A 17,805-nucleotide genomic window follows, 5' to 3' on the forward strand; every position below is an offset into this window, starting at 1 on the left:
GTTGTTCCGCCAGGAGCACAGCTGGGTAGCCAAGTTGGGAAGGGATAAACGCTGAAAGCATCTAAGTGTGAAGCCCACCTCAAGATAAGATTTCCCATAGCGTAAGCTAGTAAGACCCCTCGAAGAATACGAGGAGATAGGTCAGAGGTGTAAGCAGGGCAACCTGTTAAGCTGACTGATACTAATAGGTCGAGGGCTTGACCAAATAAAAACGAAAGAAAAATTTACTGTGCAATTTTGAGAGGACAAATGAAGTTGATAAATTTCAATTTGATTTGAACTTCTAAAAGGTAATATATAAGAAAATTGATAGTAACGAGTACAGCGAGGAAAATGCTGAACGAGGAGCGGAACTTACTAAAGTAATTGAGCACCGCAGAGAGGTATTTGACGAAACTGGGCGAAGTTAATAGCAATTTTCGATAATAAATCTGGTGGTAATGACGTGAAGGTAACACCCCTTTCCATACCGAACAGGAAGGTTAAGCTTCACAGTGCCGATGGTACTGCAGGGGAGGCCCTGTGGGAGAGCAGGTCGCTGCCAGGTTATAATAAAAGAGGCTATTACACTAAGAAATTAGTGTAATGGCTTCTTTTTTAATTATAAAATGCCTGGGATACATGAGCTTAAAAACGTTGGTAGGGCTGGATATCAGGAATTATTAATTGAAAATTATGTTGAGGATATTATGAAGGTGATGTTTGGGGCTTACGATGGATTTTCAGCACTGGATATTTTGAAAGATAGAGCAGTTGATATTGTGATAATTGATATAATGATGCCAAATATGGACGGATATCAGCTTATAAAAAAATAAGAGAGAAATATAAAGTCCCTGTAATTGTTATGTCAGCTAAAAGTGAAATAAGCGATAAGATATTGGACCTTTAACTTGGGGCGGATGATTATATAACTAAACCTTGTGACCCATTGGAAGTAATAGCAAGGGTAAAGGCACAGCTTAGAAGATGCTCTGAATTTAATTATAATGAAAAAAAGCATACGGAAACTATAGTAGTTGGAGAGTTAAAACTCGATACTAATTCATGTGTCATTTATAAAGGGGATAAACCTATATCAATTACATCCATAGAGTACAAGCTCTTGTTACTTTTAATGGGCAATCCTAAAAAAGTTTTTACTAAAAAGCAGATTTTTGAGTCTGTTTGGAATGAACCTTTTTATGGTGATGACAATACCATAATGGTTCACATTAGCAAATTGCGAGATAAAATTGAAGAAGATTCCAAAAACCCAGTGTATTTAAAAACCATAAGGGGACTTGGATATAAATTTGAAAGTAAAAAGTAATTAGGGTATGGAGTGTATCATATATGTTTTTTGAAGCATTAAAGCACGTAAGAAAAAAGTTTATAGGAACTAAAAAAGATAAGGTAACAAGTTATACTGAAAATGAACTTTTGAATTTTATGGATTTATCCTATAACAACTTAAAAGTGCTACTTCTTACTTTTATTCTGTTACAGCTTTTAATAGTAATGGCGAAAATCTTTATTGCGTTGTGAAAGTGCCTCCTGGAATAGTGACATTAAATGTGGACATAGCACCTTCGCAGGATAAGTATATTAAAAAAGCTGCAATTTATATATTAGTAAGCATATTTATAATTATAGTGTTTTTAACAGTATCCATATTTTTATATGCTTATTTAACTACTAAGAAAGTAGTTATGCCATTAAAAAAAATACTGCAGGGTATAAAGAGAATGACTGAAGAAGATTATTCAACAAGGATTAATTTTAATGCAGAAAATGAATTTGGAGAAATAAGAGATGCTTTTAATTTTATGGCTGAAAAGATTGAAACTTCGATATTTGAAAGAAACAGGATGGAAAATTTGAAACAACAGCTTTTATCAGATATATCTCATGATTTGAAAACACCATTAACTTCTATTATGGGATACTCCAAGGCACTTAATGACGGTGTGGTAGAAAATGATAAAAAGATTAAACAGTATTTAAACATAATATACAATAAATCAAAGAGAACAGTTTCTCTAATTGAAAATCTTCATGAGTTTACAAAGCTTGATAATAGCAAGTTTTTAATAAGCAAGGAAAAATGCGACTTTTGTGAGTTTGTACAAGAAATAGTATCTGAATACTATAATGAATTTGAAGAAAAAGATTTTGAACTTGAAATAAATTTGCCAGAGGATGAAATTATATATGAATTTGATAAAGTAGAGATGGAAAGAGCTATCTCAAATATTATATCTAATATATTGAAGTATAATGAAGCTGGGACAAAGGCAAAAATAGAGTTAACTTATGACAGTTCTAAGATACAACTGATAATTGCAGACGATGGAGTTGGCATTAATGAAAATTTAAAGGAAAATATATTTGAACCCTTTGTAAGAGGAGACAAGTCAAGGTATACAAAAGGAGGTACGGGACTTGGACTTTCTATTGCAAATAAAATAGTACAAAAGCATGGAGGAACTTTGACACTTGAAAAATGTAAGAAATATAAAACAGTATTTAAATTAATGTTTAAGTTATAAATAATAATCATGCAGTATATCAAGGATATTATGCTGTATCTGATATCTAATCATTAAATAGTAATATTTTTTAGTAATGTAAAATTAAAGCCTCAGACTGTATTTCACTGTAAGAAGTGAAATACAGTCTGAGGCTTATTTTTTTTTATAACTTAGCGCTTTTTTATCAATTTTACCACTTGAATTCAATTTTAAATCTTTAACTATTTTTATTTCTTTAGGCCATAAATATGGTTCAAGATTCTTTTTGCAATATTTTCTAATGTCTTCTATGCCAAGGGTATCAACTTTTAATACAATAGTTACACATATATCTTCTCCTTTTACTGGATCTTTTATTCCAAATACTGCTGATTTTAGTATTTTAGGATTAGCATCCAGTACTTTTTCTATATTATATGGAAGTATTTTTACTCCACCTTTATTTATAGTATTATTTTTCCTACCTAAAATATATAAGTTCCCTTTTTCATCTATTTTTCCTATATCGCCAACAGAAGCCCTAGGTCTGAAATCAGGAGCTATATAGGGACTTTCTACCCATACTAAATCATCCTTTAGCCAGAATTTTACCTGTGGAAAAGCTTTGCCCACACTTTCTATATTGTAGTTATTTCTAAAATCTATATAGGACACATGCCCCAATTCACTAGCACCATAGTATTCGAAAATATGTGCATTGGGAAACTTTTTCTTCAATAAATCAATTGTTTCTCCATCAAGCTTATCACCTGCACTTAGTATGGAATTTACATTTTCAAAATCCATATCAAGTTCTTTTAATAATACTCTATAACGTGCTGGTACAGCAAACATGCTGGTAACATTGTTTTGTATCATTTCTCTAATCCATGTTTTAGGATAAATGCTCTTGGAAAATACTATACTTCCACCTTCATTCAATATGTGTATGGCACTGTTAAGGTTTCCTGTATATGAAAGAGAGCCTATGAGAAAAAGTATGTCACTGGAACTTATGTTAAATATTTCACTTTGATATTTGAAAGCACTTGCCCAGCTTTTATGATCTCTCCATATAACCTTATTATGACCGGTAGTTCCGGAGCTTAAGGCACCGAGAAAAATACAGGAATCATCAATACATGGTAGTTTATAATATTCTTTTCCATCAGACCTAAAGTAAAATTTATCATCTATAATACAGCACTGTTTTACTTTCTGAGTTACCTTATTTAATTGTAATGAAGTTATTTTATCATTAACAGTAATGGAAATTAAACCTGCTCTAGAGCAAGCTAGGAATACAGTTATTGCATCTATTGGATCTAAATTTTTAATTATTATCCTGCTGCCTATCCTATATTTGCTTGCCAAAAATGCTGCTCTTTCATTTATGCTTTTTGCAAGTTCTTTATATGTGATAACTTTTTTGCCAAAAGTCATACATATTTTCTGTGGTTTTTTTTCTGCATTCTTAAATACTCCTGAAAAAATTAACATTTTAATCTAGTCACACCTTTCTATAATTGCTGCTTCTCCGAGTCCGCCAGCAACACCTACTGCTGCCATTCCAACTTCCTTATTTCTGTCTTTTAAAGCCTCCAAAAGATGAAGCATTATAATGCCACCTGAAGCCCCATAAGGATGTCCATAAGCGATGGCCCCTCCAAATACATTTATTCTATATTTTGGATAATTAAAATGCTTTAAAAAAGCTAATACCTTTACTGCAAAGGCCTCATTTATTTCCATCAAATCTATATCAGCTATTTTAAGATTTTTCAATTTCAAGAGTTTTTCTGAAGCTGCAATTGCTCCAAGTGGAAACAAGTTTGGATCAACACCTGCACTTTCCCCACCAATCCAGACAGCTTGAGGTCGTAAATTATATTTTTGAACTATATCCTCTGAAGCCATAATGATAAGAGCTGCCCCGTCATTAGTAGAACAGGTATTTCCTGCAGTTATGGTACCATGTCTATTTAAAATTGGCATAGCTCTTTCAATAAGCTTTAGAGAAGGTTTTTTTCTAATATTTTCATCTTCCTTAATAAACTTTTTATCAGTTTGTATGCCACAAATTATATCCTCTAATTTATTCTTATCCCTTGATTCCAATGCTTTTATGTGACTTTGGAGTGCCCATATATCCATATCTTTTCTAGTAATGCCGCAATATTTTGCTGTGTTTTCCGCCCCTTCTATCATATCAGGGTCTCCAATTGAATAAGGGGAAAATTGTGCTCTTTTGAAAAAAATATCTTTTCCTTTATATCTATAATCTTTTGGGTTGTATTGTTTATTTGGTGCTAGGCTTGTACTTTCTGATCCACCTACTATGATAAGTTTTCTCTGACCTGATTTTATTAAGTTACCCGCTAGATTTATAGCTTTAAGTCCTGAACCACATTGGAAGTCTATAGTTGTTCCAACTGCATCAAAGGGTAATCCTGCTTCCAGAAGACTCAATCTTGCAAGATTTCCACCTGGTCCTATAGCATTACCAAGAATGACTTCTTCTATGGAAGCTTTAGGAATATCATATTTATAAATAAGTTTCTTTATTAGATAAGCTGCTAATTTTTCAGGAAGAAATTCTTTTAGACACCCATTGGCCTTGCCTATGGGTGTCCTTAAGCCTCCAATTATATAAACTTTTTTATGTATAGTTTTTTCAATATTAATTTCTTCTCAACTCCTTATTTAATCTTGATGAAATAAATATACCTACTATTGCTTTTAATAAATCTCCAGGAAGAAATGGAAGTGAGCCAATTATAAATGCTTTTTTCATTCCTATATTTGTAATAAATCCAAGCCATTCAGCTCCAAGAAAATGAACTACTCCTATTCCTCCTAAAAGGCAAGCTAAGAGCATATTTACAACTGATTTGTTTTTTCGTGTTAAAATGCTTATTACTACAGCACCTATTAGATATCCTATAAAGTATCCACCAGATTTTCCAACTAAAATTCCAATTCCGGCTCTTCCACCTGAAAATACGGGAATACCTATACATCCTAAAAATAGAAAAATTAACATACTGAGTCCTGCTTGAACTGGTGTTAAAATGCATCCTGCAATCATTACTGCCAAAGATTGTCCCGTTATTGGTATAGGACTGAAAGGTAGAGGAACAATTATATAGCCTAAAATTGAAATGATTGCTGCTAATAAAGCAGCATAAATAATGTCTCTTACAGTTAGTTCTTTTTTCAATTTAATTTCTCCTTACTAATTTTTATTTGAGTTTTAAATTAAGACAAAAGGTTCAACTGGAGAAAGTCATCTTTATAAGCAAACTCCATCTGAACTTAAGAATCACTTGACATAAAAATAATAAATTAAAAAAGCAATATTGTCAACTTGATTTTATATTTAGTTAACAATATTGCTGAGATTTAAAGTTTATGACCTAAATATCTTAATTATAGTTATAAAGATAGAAAATTAGAAAGAGACAATGAAAAAACAACATCATAGAAGAATAAGTGAAACTTGATTTAAAAATATAATTATAAATTGACAATAAAAAATTTAAGGATATTATATTAATAACAAAGTGATAATATCATAAAAATTAAAAGTAAATTTGGAGTGATAGTATGAAATATGTAAATATTAAAAATAAACAAGGATTAACTGAAGAAGAGTTTTTAAAGCAATATGATGATAGTATATATGAAAAACCATCTCTTACTGTAGATATGTTGATTTTTACAGTAATGAACGAAAAAAAAGAAAATTACAGGAAGCTTCCAGAAAAATCTTTAAAGATTCTTTTAGTAAAGAGAGGAGATCATCCATACATTGGGAAATGGGCACTTCCCGGTGGATTTGTAGGTATTAATGAAAGCTTGGATGAAGCAGCTTTACGTGTGTTAAGATCAGAAACTAATATTGATGATATTTATATGGAACAGTTATATACCTGGGGAGAAGTTGATAGAGATCCTAGGACTAGAGTAATAAGTTCATCCTATATGGCACTTGTGGACAGCAGTTCATTAAGCATTAAAGCTGGCAGTGATGAAGAAGATGCAGCATGGTTTAATGTCAGTTACAATTTGCTTCAAGAAAAAAAGGAAGCAGTGGAAAAAGGGTATATTTACGAACAGATAGTACAAATAAAACTCTGGAATGAAAACGAAGATTTGTCTGCCAAGATAAAAATTGTAGAAAATCCAGATGGTAAAGTAAGTAGAGAAATTATGGAATCTACAGGTATTGCTTTTGATCATGGTAAGTTTATTGAATATGCTATTAACAGGTTAAGGAATAAAATTGAATATACAAGTTTAGCTTTTAATCTTATGCCAGAATTATTTACATTAACGGAGCTTCAACAGGTTTATGAAGTTATACAAGGAAAAGAACTATTAGCAGCTGCCTTTAGAAGAAAAGTTGCAAATATGGTTGTTGAAACAAATCAATTTACAAAGGATGCAGGACATAGACCTTCAAAACTATTTAGATATAATTCAGGATGGAAAAGAAATATGTAAAAAATTAATTAGTTGACAATTTACATATACATATAATACAATTAAAAAAGATAGATTTCATTAAAATAAAAATAGAGAGGTATTTTATGAGCGTGGTAGTATCTAAATAGATTAAACTTTATATTTAAATAAATCTTTGAAAAAGGGGTAGTTTTATACCTTTGTTTGTCATAGGTTTATTTAAAGCAATCTATGGAGATACAAAGCTATAAAATACCATTATTATATTTACAGGATAGTTCTTTAGGGCTATCTTAATGGTATGTATTTTGAGCTGTGGAAATGTCCACAGCTTTTTTCGTAAAAATATATTCAATAAGTACAATGTGTCAAAAGTGAAATCTATCCAAGATATTTGTATCTTCATAGAATATTAAATTCTATGTAAGGAGAAAAGAAAATGAATATAAACACTTTTGATAAATTGCAATATAATGACTTAAAGGAAATAATAAAATCTTATTGTGTAAGCGGATTAGGAAAAAAGTTAATAGATAAGCTTAGGCCAAGTACAAATTTAAAGGTTATAGATAAAAGGCTTAATGAAACCAGTGAAGGCAGAACTTTATTAGATACTTGTAGTTATATACCTTTAGAGGGAATATTCAATATAGATAATATTATAAATAATGTTGAAAAAGGTATAGTACTGGAACCAGAAAATTTAACTACTCTTTGCAATTTTTTAAGAGGGTGCAGAAAAATTAAGAATTTTATGAAAGACAAAGAATTTTATGCTCCAACATTAAGTTTATATAGCAATTCAATTACAGAATTCAAATTTATAGAAGAAGAAATTGAACTTTCTATAAAGGGAAGCTTGGTGGATTCTAACGCTAGCAAAGAATTAAGGAAAATAAGAAGATTTATAGAAAATACGGAAAGCAAGATGCAAGATAAATTAGAAAAGTTTTTAAAAAATAGTAGTAATAAAAACTATATACAGGAATTTTTTATAAGCAAAAGAAATGGAAGGTATACTATACCTATAAAAGCTGCATATAAGAATCAAGTTCCAGGCAATATAGTAGAAACTTCTTCTAAAGGTTCCACTATATTCATAGAGCCAAATAATATAAGTAAAAGTACAGAAGAATTAACAGCATTAAAAGCTGAAGAATCAATAGAAGAATATAAAATACTATCTACTTTAACAGCATTAGTATTTGATAATTTAAGAGAAATTAAAATTAATATGGAAGTTATTGAAGAATATGATATGATTTTTGCTAAGGCGAAATACAGTAAAGCTATTGACGGAATGAAGCCTAAAATTAATGATTATGGATATATAAATATCATAAAGGGAAAACATCCTTTGTTAAAAGGTAATGTAGTACCTTTAGATTTTAAGGTGGGGGATGATTATAGAACTTTAATAATAACAGGACCTAATGTAGGTGGAAAAACAGTAGTATTAAAAACAGTTGGAATTTTAACTTTAGCAGTTCAATCAGGATTTCATATTTCAGCTGAAGAAGGAACGGAAATATCTGTATTTGAAAAGATATTTGTTGATATTGGAGATGATCAAAGTATAGAAAATGCACTAAGTACTTTTTCTTCCCATATAAAAAATTTAGCAGATATAATTGACAATAGCAATAAATCTACACTTATATTGTGCGATGAAATAGGAAGCGGAACAGAACCTAATGAAGGAGCAGGACTTGCTATAGCCATATTAGAGGAATTTTATCATAAAGGGTGTATTACAGTAGCCACTACTCATTATGGTGAAATAAAGAATTTTTCAGAAATTCACGAAGATTTTCAAAATGCGGCTATGCAGTTTGAAAGTGAAACATTAGAACCATTGTATAAATTAGTTATAGGTAAATCTGGAAAGAGCAATGCGCTTTGGATATCTAAAAAAATGGGTATAAAAAATTCTGTACTTGAGAAAGCAGAAAGTTATATAAAAAATAAAGATTATAATTTTAAATTAGTTAAAGAGAGCAAAATTAAAAATAGAAAAGTTGAGGAAGAATTTGATGAACACAAAAACCATTACTACTTTAAAATAGGAGATAGAGTATTTCTTATGGACTATGAAGATTTTGCTATTGTATACAAAGAGAAGGATAGGTTTAACAATGTTACTGTATTGTATAAAGAAAATTTTATAGAAGTTAATGAAAAGAGAATTAGGTTAGAATTAAAAGCAGAAGATCTGTATCCTAAGGACTATGATTTAAATACTCTATTTGTAAGTTATAAAGATAGAAAGTTAGAAAGAGATATTATAAGGGGCTCTAAAAAGGCTTTAAAAAAGATTCAAAAAGAAATAAAAAATCAATATCATAAGGAATAAAATCTTGCACCATATAAACATTAAAGTTTATTATGAATTAAAATAACCCTATAAGCCGGGAATTTAAGGTCTCGGCTTATAAAGCTTGGCTATTCTTCAGTAATATATTTTATGATAAGGTCAACTGTAGCTAATAATGCATCTATATGCGTTCTTTCATAGGCGTGAGATGCAAAAACACCAGGACCTATAAGGGCTGTTCTAACATCCCAACCAGCACGTAGTGCAGCAGAAGCATCTGAACCATAGTGAGGATATATGTCTAGCTTATATGAAATATTATTTTTCTTGCAGTTATTAACTAATTTTTTCCTAAGATCATAATCATAAGGACCAGAGGAATCTTTAGCACAAATACATACGCTATATTCTGATGAATTTTGATTGCAGCCAGGGGCTCCCATATCAACAGCTATGAACTCTTTAGTTTTTTCAGGTAAAGCAGCACTAGAACCATGACCAACTTCTTCATAATTGCTTATATAGAAATTAGTTGTGTAAGGAAGTTTTATATTATTTTCATGAAGGTATTTAATTACATACATAAGAAGAGAAGCGCTAGCTTTATCATCTAGATATCTACTTTTAATAAATTGTTTTTCAGTGATAGTTGTCCTTGTATCTATACATATATAGTCTCCTACATCAATACCAAGAGCTGTAACATCATTTTTAGAAAACACTTTCTCATCTAGTATTACCTCCATGTTTTCAGGAATCCTTTTAAGATTGTTGGCTTCATCACCACTTATATGGACAGAAGGTTTTATAGTTTGAATAGTACCAGAATAGCTTACATCATCTAAAGTTTTTATAGTACAATTTTCACCTTCAAGTGTTGACATCATATATCCGCCAACAGGAACCATGGAAAGAGTACCATTTTCCTTTATGCCTTTAACCATTGCACCTAATGTATCAACATGGGATGTAAAGGTTCTTTGATAATCGTCATTTATTCCAGTAAAAGATACAATAAGAGCACCTTTATTTGTGGTCTTATAAGGTATATTCATTTTGTTAAGTTCATCCTTGAGATACTGCATTACTGATTTAGTATATCCTGTAGGACTTGGTATAGAAAGAATAGTTTTTAGAATATTTAAAATAGTATTTTTGTCATAATTCATAATTTTAATCCTCCAAGTGTAAAATATAGTTTAGTCTCTATAGTTATTTTATGATTACAATATAGTAAGAGTCAATTTTGTTTAGAAAATTATGATCTAAAAATAACACTTTCTTTATTGAACATATATCTTGCAAATGAGATTGCAGCAACTATATACACTATCATCCAGCCAAAGGTTATAGCTATATGAGCTGTATTGTGTATTCCAACTAAGAACTCTTTTGTAAGGCAAGAAGCATTAGCTATAGGTATACTAAAAAAATAAGTTTCTATGCTTTTACCATCTTTCATCATTGTGGCATAAACCAATATGACAGCTATTATTGTAAAAGGACTTAAATATGTTTGAGCTTCCTTTGATGATTTTGCATAGATACTTATGGACAACCCTAAAGCCCCAAAAACCATAGTTAGCAGTATAGGTAAAATCATTATCAAGATAATAGTTTCTAGTCCTATATTGATGTCATTTGCACCTTGAAACATTCCATTTGTCTGATTCATTGAGATAAATAATCCTGCAAGGTTTGCAAGTGATACTATAATTCCCATTATGGTAATTGCAAGAAATTTCCCCCAGAGCAAGGACATTCTACTTGCTTTTGTAGTTAGAAGTGGTTCTAGAGTACCTCTTTCCTTTTCTCCCACACCTAAGTCCAAAGAGGGTGCTACTGTATTACCAACACTTCCAAGGATCAATAAAAGTGGTACCATTATATTAAGCATTAATTTTCCAATACCACTTTCCTTTTTTTCTATAGTATCCTGAGCAACATTTATTGGAGTTAATATTTTAGAATCTATATTTCTTTTTTCCAATCTTTTAGAAACTATATTCTTTGAATATTTATCTATGTAAGAATTTAATATGTCAAAGGCTTCCATGCTGTCACTACTGGAGTTGTCATAAGTCAATGTGATTTTTTCATTCATATCTTTACTTATATTTTCATCAAAATTTTCTGGTATAGTTATTCCTACTAAGATTTTACCATCTTTTACATCTTGTTTTATGTTATTGGATTCAATTATTTTTACGTTCTTTTGTGATTTAAAAAATACTCCTAAATTACTGCTTCCTTTATCAACCACAGCTATTTTTAAATTGTTTTCTACATTTTTATGACTTGCATTTGTAGCTTTTCCTATAACAAATGAAAGTATAGGAAGAAGCAGCATGGGAATTAATATACTCATGAGGATTGTCTTTCTATCTCTAAACATATCTAAAAGTTCTTTTTTTAATACTATTAATACGACATTAGTTTTCAATTACATCACCTACCAACTGCATGAATATTTCTTCCATATCATCATTATTGTATTTAGATTTTAAATTTTCTATCGTTCCTGTTTCTATAATTTTTCCTTTGTGAATTATTATAATTCTATCACAAAGCTTTTCTACTTCAGCCATACTGTGACTTGAAAATATGACAGCTTTATTGTCAATTTTACACTTTTTTATAAAATCATGTACTATTCTAGACGAACTGACATCAAGGCCTGATGTTGGTTCATCAAATAATACTACTGATGGATTATGTACGATAGATCTAGCTATGGAAATTTTTTGTTTCATTCCTCTTGAGAATTTACCTACTCTTCTATCCAAATAGTCTTCCATTTCAAGATTTTTTGCTAAATATTTTATGCTCTTTTCGGTTTTTTCCTTTGACATTCCATTGAGTTCTGCAAAGTATCTTATATTTTCTCTTCCAGTTAATCTATCATAAAGACCAACTTCGCCACCAAAAAGTATTCCTATTTCTCCTCTTACTTTCTCTGGATATTTATTCACATCATAATTGTTTATTAAAGCTGTTCCTGATGTAGGCTTCAGCATAGTTGCAAGCATTCTAAGTGTAGTTGTTTTACCTGCTCCATTCTCACCAAGAAGTCCTACTATTTCCCCATTGTTAACTTCAAAACTAATATTATCTACAGCTGAAATCTTTTTAAATATTTTAGTTAATGATTGAACTTTAATCAATGTGTTTCCTGCCTTTCTTTTTTTATTTCAAATTAACTTGTTTCTCAAATTATTATGCAATAATAAAAGAAAATTGTAAACTGTAAATTTTAAAGATTCAAATATTTTTAGAAAAAAATTAGAAAAATAGATTGACAATGTGGCAAAAAAATAATATACTTAACAACAAGTTAGTAATAAATACAAGCTTTGATGGAGAAAGAAATATTTGATGTTTAACTGCAGAGAGCCAGCGTTGGTGTAAGTTGGTGTTAACATAAATATGTAACTATCACTCCGGAGCTTCCAAGTAGAAAGGTTTTTGCCAAGTAAATGAGGACGTTTACCAGCGATATATGGTTAGGGTTCACGATGAATAGCTGTTTTATTTACGTTGACCTGAGTGGAGTGGCAATTAGTGTATCTAATTGCAATTGAGGTGGTACCGCGGAAAGATAATCTTTCGTCCTTATAAGCATATTTAAAAGTATGTTTATAAGAACGAAAGATTTTTTTATTATAAAATGAAAATTTGAGAGGTGAGTGAATAGGGGGCTTTTACTTTATATTAGAAATTTTTTAGAATTGGGGCAAAGTGCAATACAGCAATAATATTATTATATCGAGTATTAAGAGAGGAGATCTGAAAAATTATGAAAGTGAATTTAACATTAAAAGATGTATTAGAGGCTAGTAAAAGAATAGAAGGAATATGTGTAAAAACTAAATTAATATATAGTTCAGAATTTAGCAGAGAAAGTGGTAATGAGGTATATATAAAACCAGAAAACCTTCAAATTACTGGAGCATTTAAGTTAAGGGGTGCATCAAACAAAATCGTAAAACTAAGTGATGAGCAAAAAGCAAAGGGACTTATAGCTTCTTCTGCAGGAAATCATGCTCAAGGTGTAGCATATTCTGCACAAAAACTTGGAATTAAGGCAACAATTGTTATGCCTGAAACTACTCCACTTATAAAGGTTCAAGCTACTAAAAACTATGGAGCTGATGTAGTACTTAAAGGAAAAGTTTATGATGAGGCTTATGAAGAAGCCAAAAGATTAGAAAAAGAAAATGGGTATACTTTTGTTCATCCTTTTAATGATGTAGATGTAATGGCAGGTCAGGGAACTATAGCACTTGAAATAATAGAAGAACTAAAGGATGTAGATGCTATATTAGTGCCAATAGGTGGAGGCGGATTAATAAGTGGAATAGCAGTAGCTGCTAAATCTATTAATCCTAATATAAAAGTAATAGGAGTTCAAGCTGAAGGTGCAAATCCTATGAAAGTTTCTTTTGATACAGGTAAACTCACTTATGCAGATAAAGTTGATACTATCGCTGATGGTGCAGCAGTAAAGCAGCCTGGAGACCTTACTTTTGAAGTAATAAAGGAGTATGTAGATGAAATTGTTACAGTAAGTGATAAAGAACTTATGGAAGCTGTGTTTGTTGTTTTGGAAAAACATAAGCTTGTAGCAGAAGCAACGGGAGTAATGTCCTTAGCAGCATTGAAAAGATTAAACTTTAAAGGAAAAAAGGTAGTTTCCTTAATAAGTGGAGGAAATATAGATGTAGTAACAATAGCATCTCTTTTGAATAATGGATTATTTTCAAGAGGAAGAATATTCTGTTTCTCAGTTAAACTTAAGGATACTCCAGGACAACTTCTTAAGATATCTCAGATATTAGCAGAAAAAGGAGCTAATGTAATAAAGCTGGATCACAATCAGTTCAAGGCTGTTGATAGATTGAAACATGTGGTTTTAGAAGTTACAGTAGAAACAAATGGGTATGAGCATATAGAATCTATAGTTAAGGCATTAAATGATGAAGGATATAATGTAGATAGAGTTTGTTAAGAAGAAAATAAATTCTTAAAAAAAGCGGATAGTGTTAAAGCTATCCGCCTTATTTAAAACATGATTAGATAATCTATTTGTGTGGTACTTCTCCATAATGCTTTATATGATCAGCTGAAGTTTTTACATATTTAAAAACAGTTTGATGTTTTTTATTGTCATACTCTTGAATATAATGATAGTAAACTATATTGTTTACTAAATGGGGTGTCATACGAAAACTTAAAAAAGTAGTAAAATCACTGCTGGTTACAGACTTCTTAGTTATAGGATCTTTATAGGAAAAAGAATGAAATACACCATTATGAGTGTGAAGATTTTTAGCATTTTTTTCTTTTCCATAGTAACAAAATACATGCTTATTGTCCCTTATACCAATATTAATAAAGGCATGTGCATGAGCGTGTTGAATATTATGAGTATGAAAATACTTTTCACTGTAAAAATAGAATTTATCATATTTAAAAGGACTTCCCTTACTTGCATCTGAACAATGTCGTACTATATAACCCTGACCATCACAACCGATTATTCTTCCGTTGTGTATCTTTACAGCACCTTGCTGCTGATACAGTACGCCAACTCCTTTGTCATTATCAGATAAATTGCAGGAGCTATTATAAGCTGATGCTCCTATTAAAACACCTTCTGTTTGTAAAGAAGTATCTTCTAATTCACGAATATTGACTTCATTTTTATGATGATGGGACATCATTTTTCCCTCCTAACCATTGTTTATCCGATGACTACCTGCTTTAATACTCCAACGCACTCTGTGAAAGCGACTATCACCAAATCAAAGATTTGGGATATCTGCTTTTCTTCACGTGTACGTTGCGAGCAGCTACGTCCCTGGATAACGATTTCTAAGCATCAGGTGGAGTCAAAACTCCATCTGATGCCAAGAACTCTGTTTATATTAGACTACTGCAAGAGTCTAATATGTTCCCCAGTATATATGATATTTAAATACTATTTATTTGTTACAAATTAAGTGCATTAGAATAATTGTGGTGCTTAATGTAAAATATGGGCTAAAAACTAATTTTTTTTAAATCATAGGAGGAATTTAAAAGATTCTATAGAATAACTTAAAGTAAACTATATGTAAATAAGAAGAAAGATAGAAATGGGGGGAAATATTATGGCATATTGTTCTAAATGTGGTAAAAAACTCAAAAAAGATGACATATATTGTCCTGATTGTGGAACTAAAAATATAGAACTAAAAGACAATGTAAAAGTTATATCACAAACTGTACCAAACAGGAATATCGACTATAAAATTATTATAAATATTATAGTGGGCATGTTTTTGAAACCAATTACAACGGCAAAAAAATTTATAAATGAAACAGAAAAGAATATAGTAGCCATATTAACTTTACTTTTTACAGCATTTCAAGGATTTTTAGGAATTTGGAGAGCAAATCAGATTGTTTCAAGTATAAGTAACATCGTACAAGATGGTATTAGAAAAACAGCAGAAATTGTAAATTTGATACAACCACAGGATTCTTCCAATATAATAAATTCTAGTGAAATGAATGAAATAACAGGTGAAATAAGCAAAATAAAGTCATTTATAAAAATACCTTACGGAGAAATATTCTTGCAAAATTGTGCATTGGTTTTAATTTCAGTGCTAATTATTTTTATAATAATTTGTGTAGCAAATACTTTATTATCTAAAAAGGCACCTGAAAAATTTAAATATTATAAAACAGCACTTATAGTTACAGCTCCAGCTTTGTATTTTGAATTTTTTTCTATTATATTTTCATATTTATCAATTGATCTTGGATTGGCCACAGCTTTGTTTGGGTATATATTTTCACTAATATGCTTTGCAATGGTTATAAACGAATCACTAGTGATTTCTAAAAATCATACTGTATTTGTTGTCTCATTTGTAAGTTTAGTCACTATTATTGCTCTTATATTGTGTTTTGAGTGGTTTATGCCGTCTGTTTTATCTAGTATAGTTTCATCAACTATGAATGATATAAAAAATTTAGGAATTTAAAGTTTGATTGGAGGGTGAAAAATGAATTTCTGTCCAAAGTGTGGTGTTAGTGTTAAGGAAGATTCGGGGTTTTGCCGCAATTGCGGTTATAACCTTAAAACGAAGTCAAATAATGTTAAGGAAGAAGATAAACCTGAATATTTAGAAGATAATCCAGAAGAAGATTTAGAAGACAATTCAGGGGAAAAAACGGAACAGTTTGAGAATAAAATAGAAAATATTAAATCGGTTTTGAATAGTAAAATGTTAATTGGTATAATTACAGCCTGTGCATTTACAATATTATTTATTTTTATTGGAAAGACAATTAGCAGTCCTCAAAGAACTGTTGCTTCATTTCAAAGTGCTGTAAACAAAAGTGATACTACGGCATTATCTAAGATATTGTATACAACTGATGGAAGGTTAAATTTAAAATCAGATACTATAGATCCACTTTTAAAATCTTTTAAGAACACTCCTTCAGAGCTTTCAGGTACTATTAATGATTTAAATAGTCAGGCTGCAAACTTAAAAAATGGTGGTGTAGAAAATCAAAATTCTAGTTTGTATATTACGAAAGTGGGTAGAACTTTGATTTTCTTCCCAAAATATAAAATTACATTTAAATCCGTTTTCTTAACACTCACTTCAAATGTTAAAGGAGCAGATATTTTAGTAAATGGTGAGAAAGTAGCTAAGGTTGACAGTCAAAATTTTTCAAAACAATTTGGGCCGTATATACCAGGATTCTATAATGTGGAGGGAAAGGCTCATGGCGATTTTTGTGAGATGGATAATAAGACCAAGGTAGATTTTATAAGTGATAAAAAGCAGGATGAAACTACAGAGGCATTAAAAGGGCTCTATTTGAAAGTAAATTCTAATTATGATAATAATGAAATATATGTTAATGGCAAAGATACTAAAAAATCTGTAAGTTCTGGAGATACCATTGGACCTGTTGCAGCAGGAGCAAGTATTTATGCAGTTATAAATTACAATGGAGAACAGATTAAAAGTTCTTCTGCTAATCTTGCAGATGATGATAATCTAATTAGTTTTGATTATTCTAAAGGAGGAGAAACACCTGAACAGCGGCAAAATGATATCAATGATATGATAGTTGGATATGCTTCTTCTCTTGCTGATGCATTGACTTCTGGAAATGCAGGACGGCTTGAATCTTATATGTATCCGGGGAGTAAATTAGACAAGCAGCAGATGGACAATATAAATTCTTATTATAAAGGTAATGGCAGTTTTTACGAAAAATATGATTCTGCTGTTGTTAATTCGTATAAGATGGATGCAAGCGGTAAGTCAGGCACGGTAGACGCAACAGAGGTATATGATATTAATGAAAATTATGATGGAGCTGATTCTCAAACAAAGACGAAAACTTTTGAGAATATATATAAGTTTAAATACAATGATACTACACAATCATATCAATTGATGGAAAGGACAAGTGCTGTAGAAAAGTAATTTTATTTTGTTTTGATTAACAGGAGAGAGG

General features: G+C 30.5%; 16 protein-coding genes, 2 rRNA genes and 1 other annotated feature. Of the genes, 11 read left to right on the forward strand and 7 right to left on the reverse strand.

The window, feature by feature from the left end; translation table 11 throughout:
* From WY13_RS05325 to WY13_RS05340, 6 genes are all read left to right on the forward strand, one after another.
* Positions 1-205 (forward strand): 23S ribosomal RNA (locus WY13_RS05325); the annotation flags it as partial.
* A gap of 225 nt (positions 206-430) precedes the next feature.
* Positions 431-547: ribosomal RNA gene (rrf, locus tag WY13_RS05330) — 5S ribosomal RNA — on the forward strand.
* A gap of 61 nt (positions 548-608) precedes the next feature.
* Complete coding sequence (locus WY13_RS21695) at positions 609-818, forward strand: response regulator (RefSeq protein WP_242866337.1); 210 nt, start codon at positions 609-611, stop codon at positions 816-818.
* A 113-nt stretch (positions 819-931) separates the two neighbouring features.
* Entirely contained in the window at positions 932-1,312 is a 381-nt protein-coding gene (locus tag WY13_RS21700) for a winged helix-turn-helix domain-containing protein (RefSeq protein ID WP_242866338.1), read from the forward strand.
* 23 nt (positions 1,313-1,335) lie between these two features.
* Positions 1,336-1,527, forward strand: coding sequence for a hypothetical protein (locus WY13_RS21705; RefSeq protein WP_242866339.1), 192 nt, complete (start codon positions 1,336-1,338; stop codon positions 1,525-1,527).
* Positions 1,524-2,531 carry a sensor histidine kinase gene (locus tag WY13_RS05340; RefSeq protein ID WP_242866340.1) on the forward strand — a complete coding sequence of 336 codons (1,008 nt, stop codon included), beginning with the start codon at positions 1,524-1,526 and terminating at the stop codon, positions 2,529-2,531. The genes WY13_RS21705 and WY13_RS05340 overlap by 4 nt, the downstream gene beginning before the upstream one ends.
* A 135-nt stretch (positions 2,532-2,666) precedes the next feature.
* Here WY13_RS05340 and WY13_RS05345 read toward each other — a convergent pair whose 3' ends face one another.
* Genes WY13_RS05345 through WY13_RS05355 form a run of 3 tightly spaced genes read right to left on the reverse strand, consistent with a single transcriptional unit; the run spans position 2,667 to position 5,712 of the window.
* Entirely contained in the window at positions 2,667-3,992 is a 1,326-nt protein-coding gene (locus tag WY13_RS05345; RefSeq protein ID WP_063554675.1) for an AMP-binding protein, read from the reverse strand.
* A gap of 6 nt (positions 3,993-3,998) precedes the next feature.
* Entirely contained in the window at positions 3,999-5,177 is a 1,179-nt protein-coding gene (locus WY13_RS05350) for a thiolase family protein (protein WP_347459172.1), read from the reverse strand.
* Complete coding sequence (locus WY13_RS05355) at positions 5,173-5,712, reverse strand: biotin transporter BioY (protein WP_063554677.1); 540 nt, start codon at positions 5,710-5,712, stop codon at positions 5,173-5,175. Before WY13_RS05355 ends, WY13_RS05350 begins: the two co-directional genes overlap by 5 nt.
* A 386-nt stretch (positions 5,713-6,098) precedes the next feature.
* Here WY13_RS05355 and WY13_RS05360 point away from each other — a divergent pair, with 386 nt between their 5' ends.
* Complete coding sequence (locus tag WY13_RS05360; protein WP_063554678.1) at positions 6,099-6,998, forward strand: NUDIX hydrolase; 900 nt, start codon at positions 6,099-6,101, stop codon at positions 6,996-6,998.
* Between the two features lie 400 nt (positions 6,999-7,398).
* Entirely contained in the window at positions 7,399-9,312 is a 1,914-nt protein-coding gene (locus tag WY13_RS05365; protein WP_063554679.1) for an endonuclease MutS2, read from the forward strand.
* 89 nt (positions 9,313-9,401) lie between these two features.
* Here the strand turns inward: WY13_RS05365 and WY13_RS05370 are convergent, their stop codons facing one another.
* The 3 genes from WY13_RS05370 to WY13_RS05380 all read right to left on the reverse strand — a co-directional run bounded on the left by WY13_RS05370 (position 9,402) and on the right by WY13_RS05380 (position 12,437).
* The gene (locus WY13_RS05370) at positions 9,402-10,442 is read right to left on the reverse strand and encodes a M42 family metallopeptidase (RefSeq protein WP_063554680.1); all 1,041 of its coding nucleotides are present in this window, start codon (positions 10,440-10,442) and stop codon (positions 9,402-9,404) included.
* 89 nt (positions 10,443-10,531) lie between these two features.
* Positions 10,532-11,716: an ABC transporter permease gene (locus WY13_RS05375; RefSeq protein ID WP_082848396.1), complete on the reverse strand. Its 1,185-nt coding sequence runs from the start codon at positions 11,714-11,716 to the stop codon at positions 10,532-10,534.
* Complete coding sequence (locus WY13_RS05380; RefSeq protein ID WP_063554681.1) at positions 11,706-12,437, reverse strand: ABC transporter ATP-binding protein; 732 nt, start codon at positions 12,435-12,437, stop codon at positions 11,706-11,708. Before WY13_RS05380 ends, WY13_RS05375 begins: the two co-directional genes overlap by 11 nt.
* A gap of 180 nt (positions 12,438-12,617) precedes the next feature.
* Positions 12,618-12,890: a binding site (T-box leader), on the forward strand.
* Between the two features lie 179 nt (positions 12,891-13,069).
* Between WY13_RS05380 and ilvA the strand changes: the two genes are divergently transcribed.
* Entirely contained in the window at positions 13,070-14,281 is a 1,212-nt protein-coding gene (gene ilvA / locus WY13_RS05385) for a threonine ammonia-lyase (RefSeq protein ID WP_063554682.1), read from the forward strand.
* 73 nt (positions 14,282-14,354) lie between these two features.
* Here the strand turns inward: ilvA and WY13_RS05390 are convergent, their stop codons facing one another.
* Entirely contained in the window at positions 14,355-14,996 is a 642-nt protein-coding gene (locus WY13_RS05390; protein WP_063554683.1) for a hypothetical protein, read from the reverse strand.
* Between the two features lie 429 nt (positions 14,997-15,425).
* Between WY13_RS05390 and WY13_RS05395 the strand changes: the two genes are divergently transcribed.
* Both WY13_RS05395 and WY13_RS05400 read left to right on the forward strand, forming a co-directional pair.
* Positions 15,426-16,307, forward strand: a complete 882-nt coding sequence (locus tag WY13_RS05395) for a zinc ribbon domain-containing protein (RefSeq protein WP_063554684.1) — start codon at positions 15,426-15,428, stop codon at positions 16,305-16,307.
* A 21-nt stretch (positions 16,308-16,328) separates the two neighbouring features.
* Entirely contained in the window at positions 16,329-17,774 is a 1,446-nt protein-coding gene (locus WY13_RS05400; RefSeq protein WP_063554685.1) for a zinc ribbon domain-containing protein, read from the forward strand.
* Positions 17,775-17,805: the final 31 nt, after the last annotated feature.

This window comes from Clostridium ljungdahlii (assembly GCF_001636845.1).
Lineage (GTDB): Bacteria > Bacillota > Clostridia > Clostridiales > Clostridiaceae > Clostridium_B > Clostridium_B ljungdahlii_A.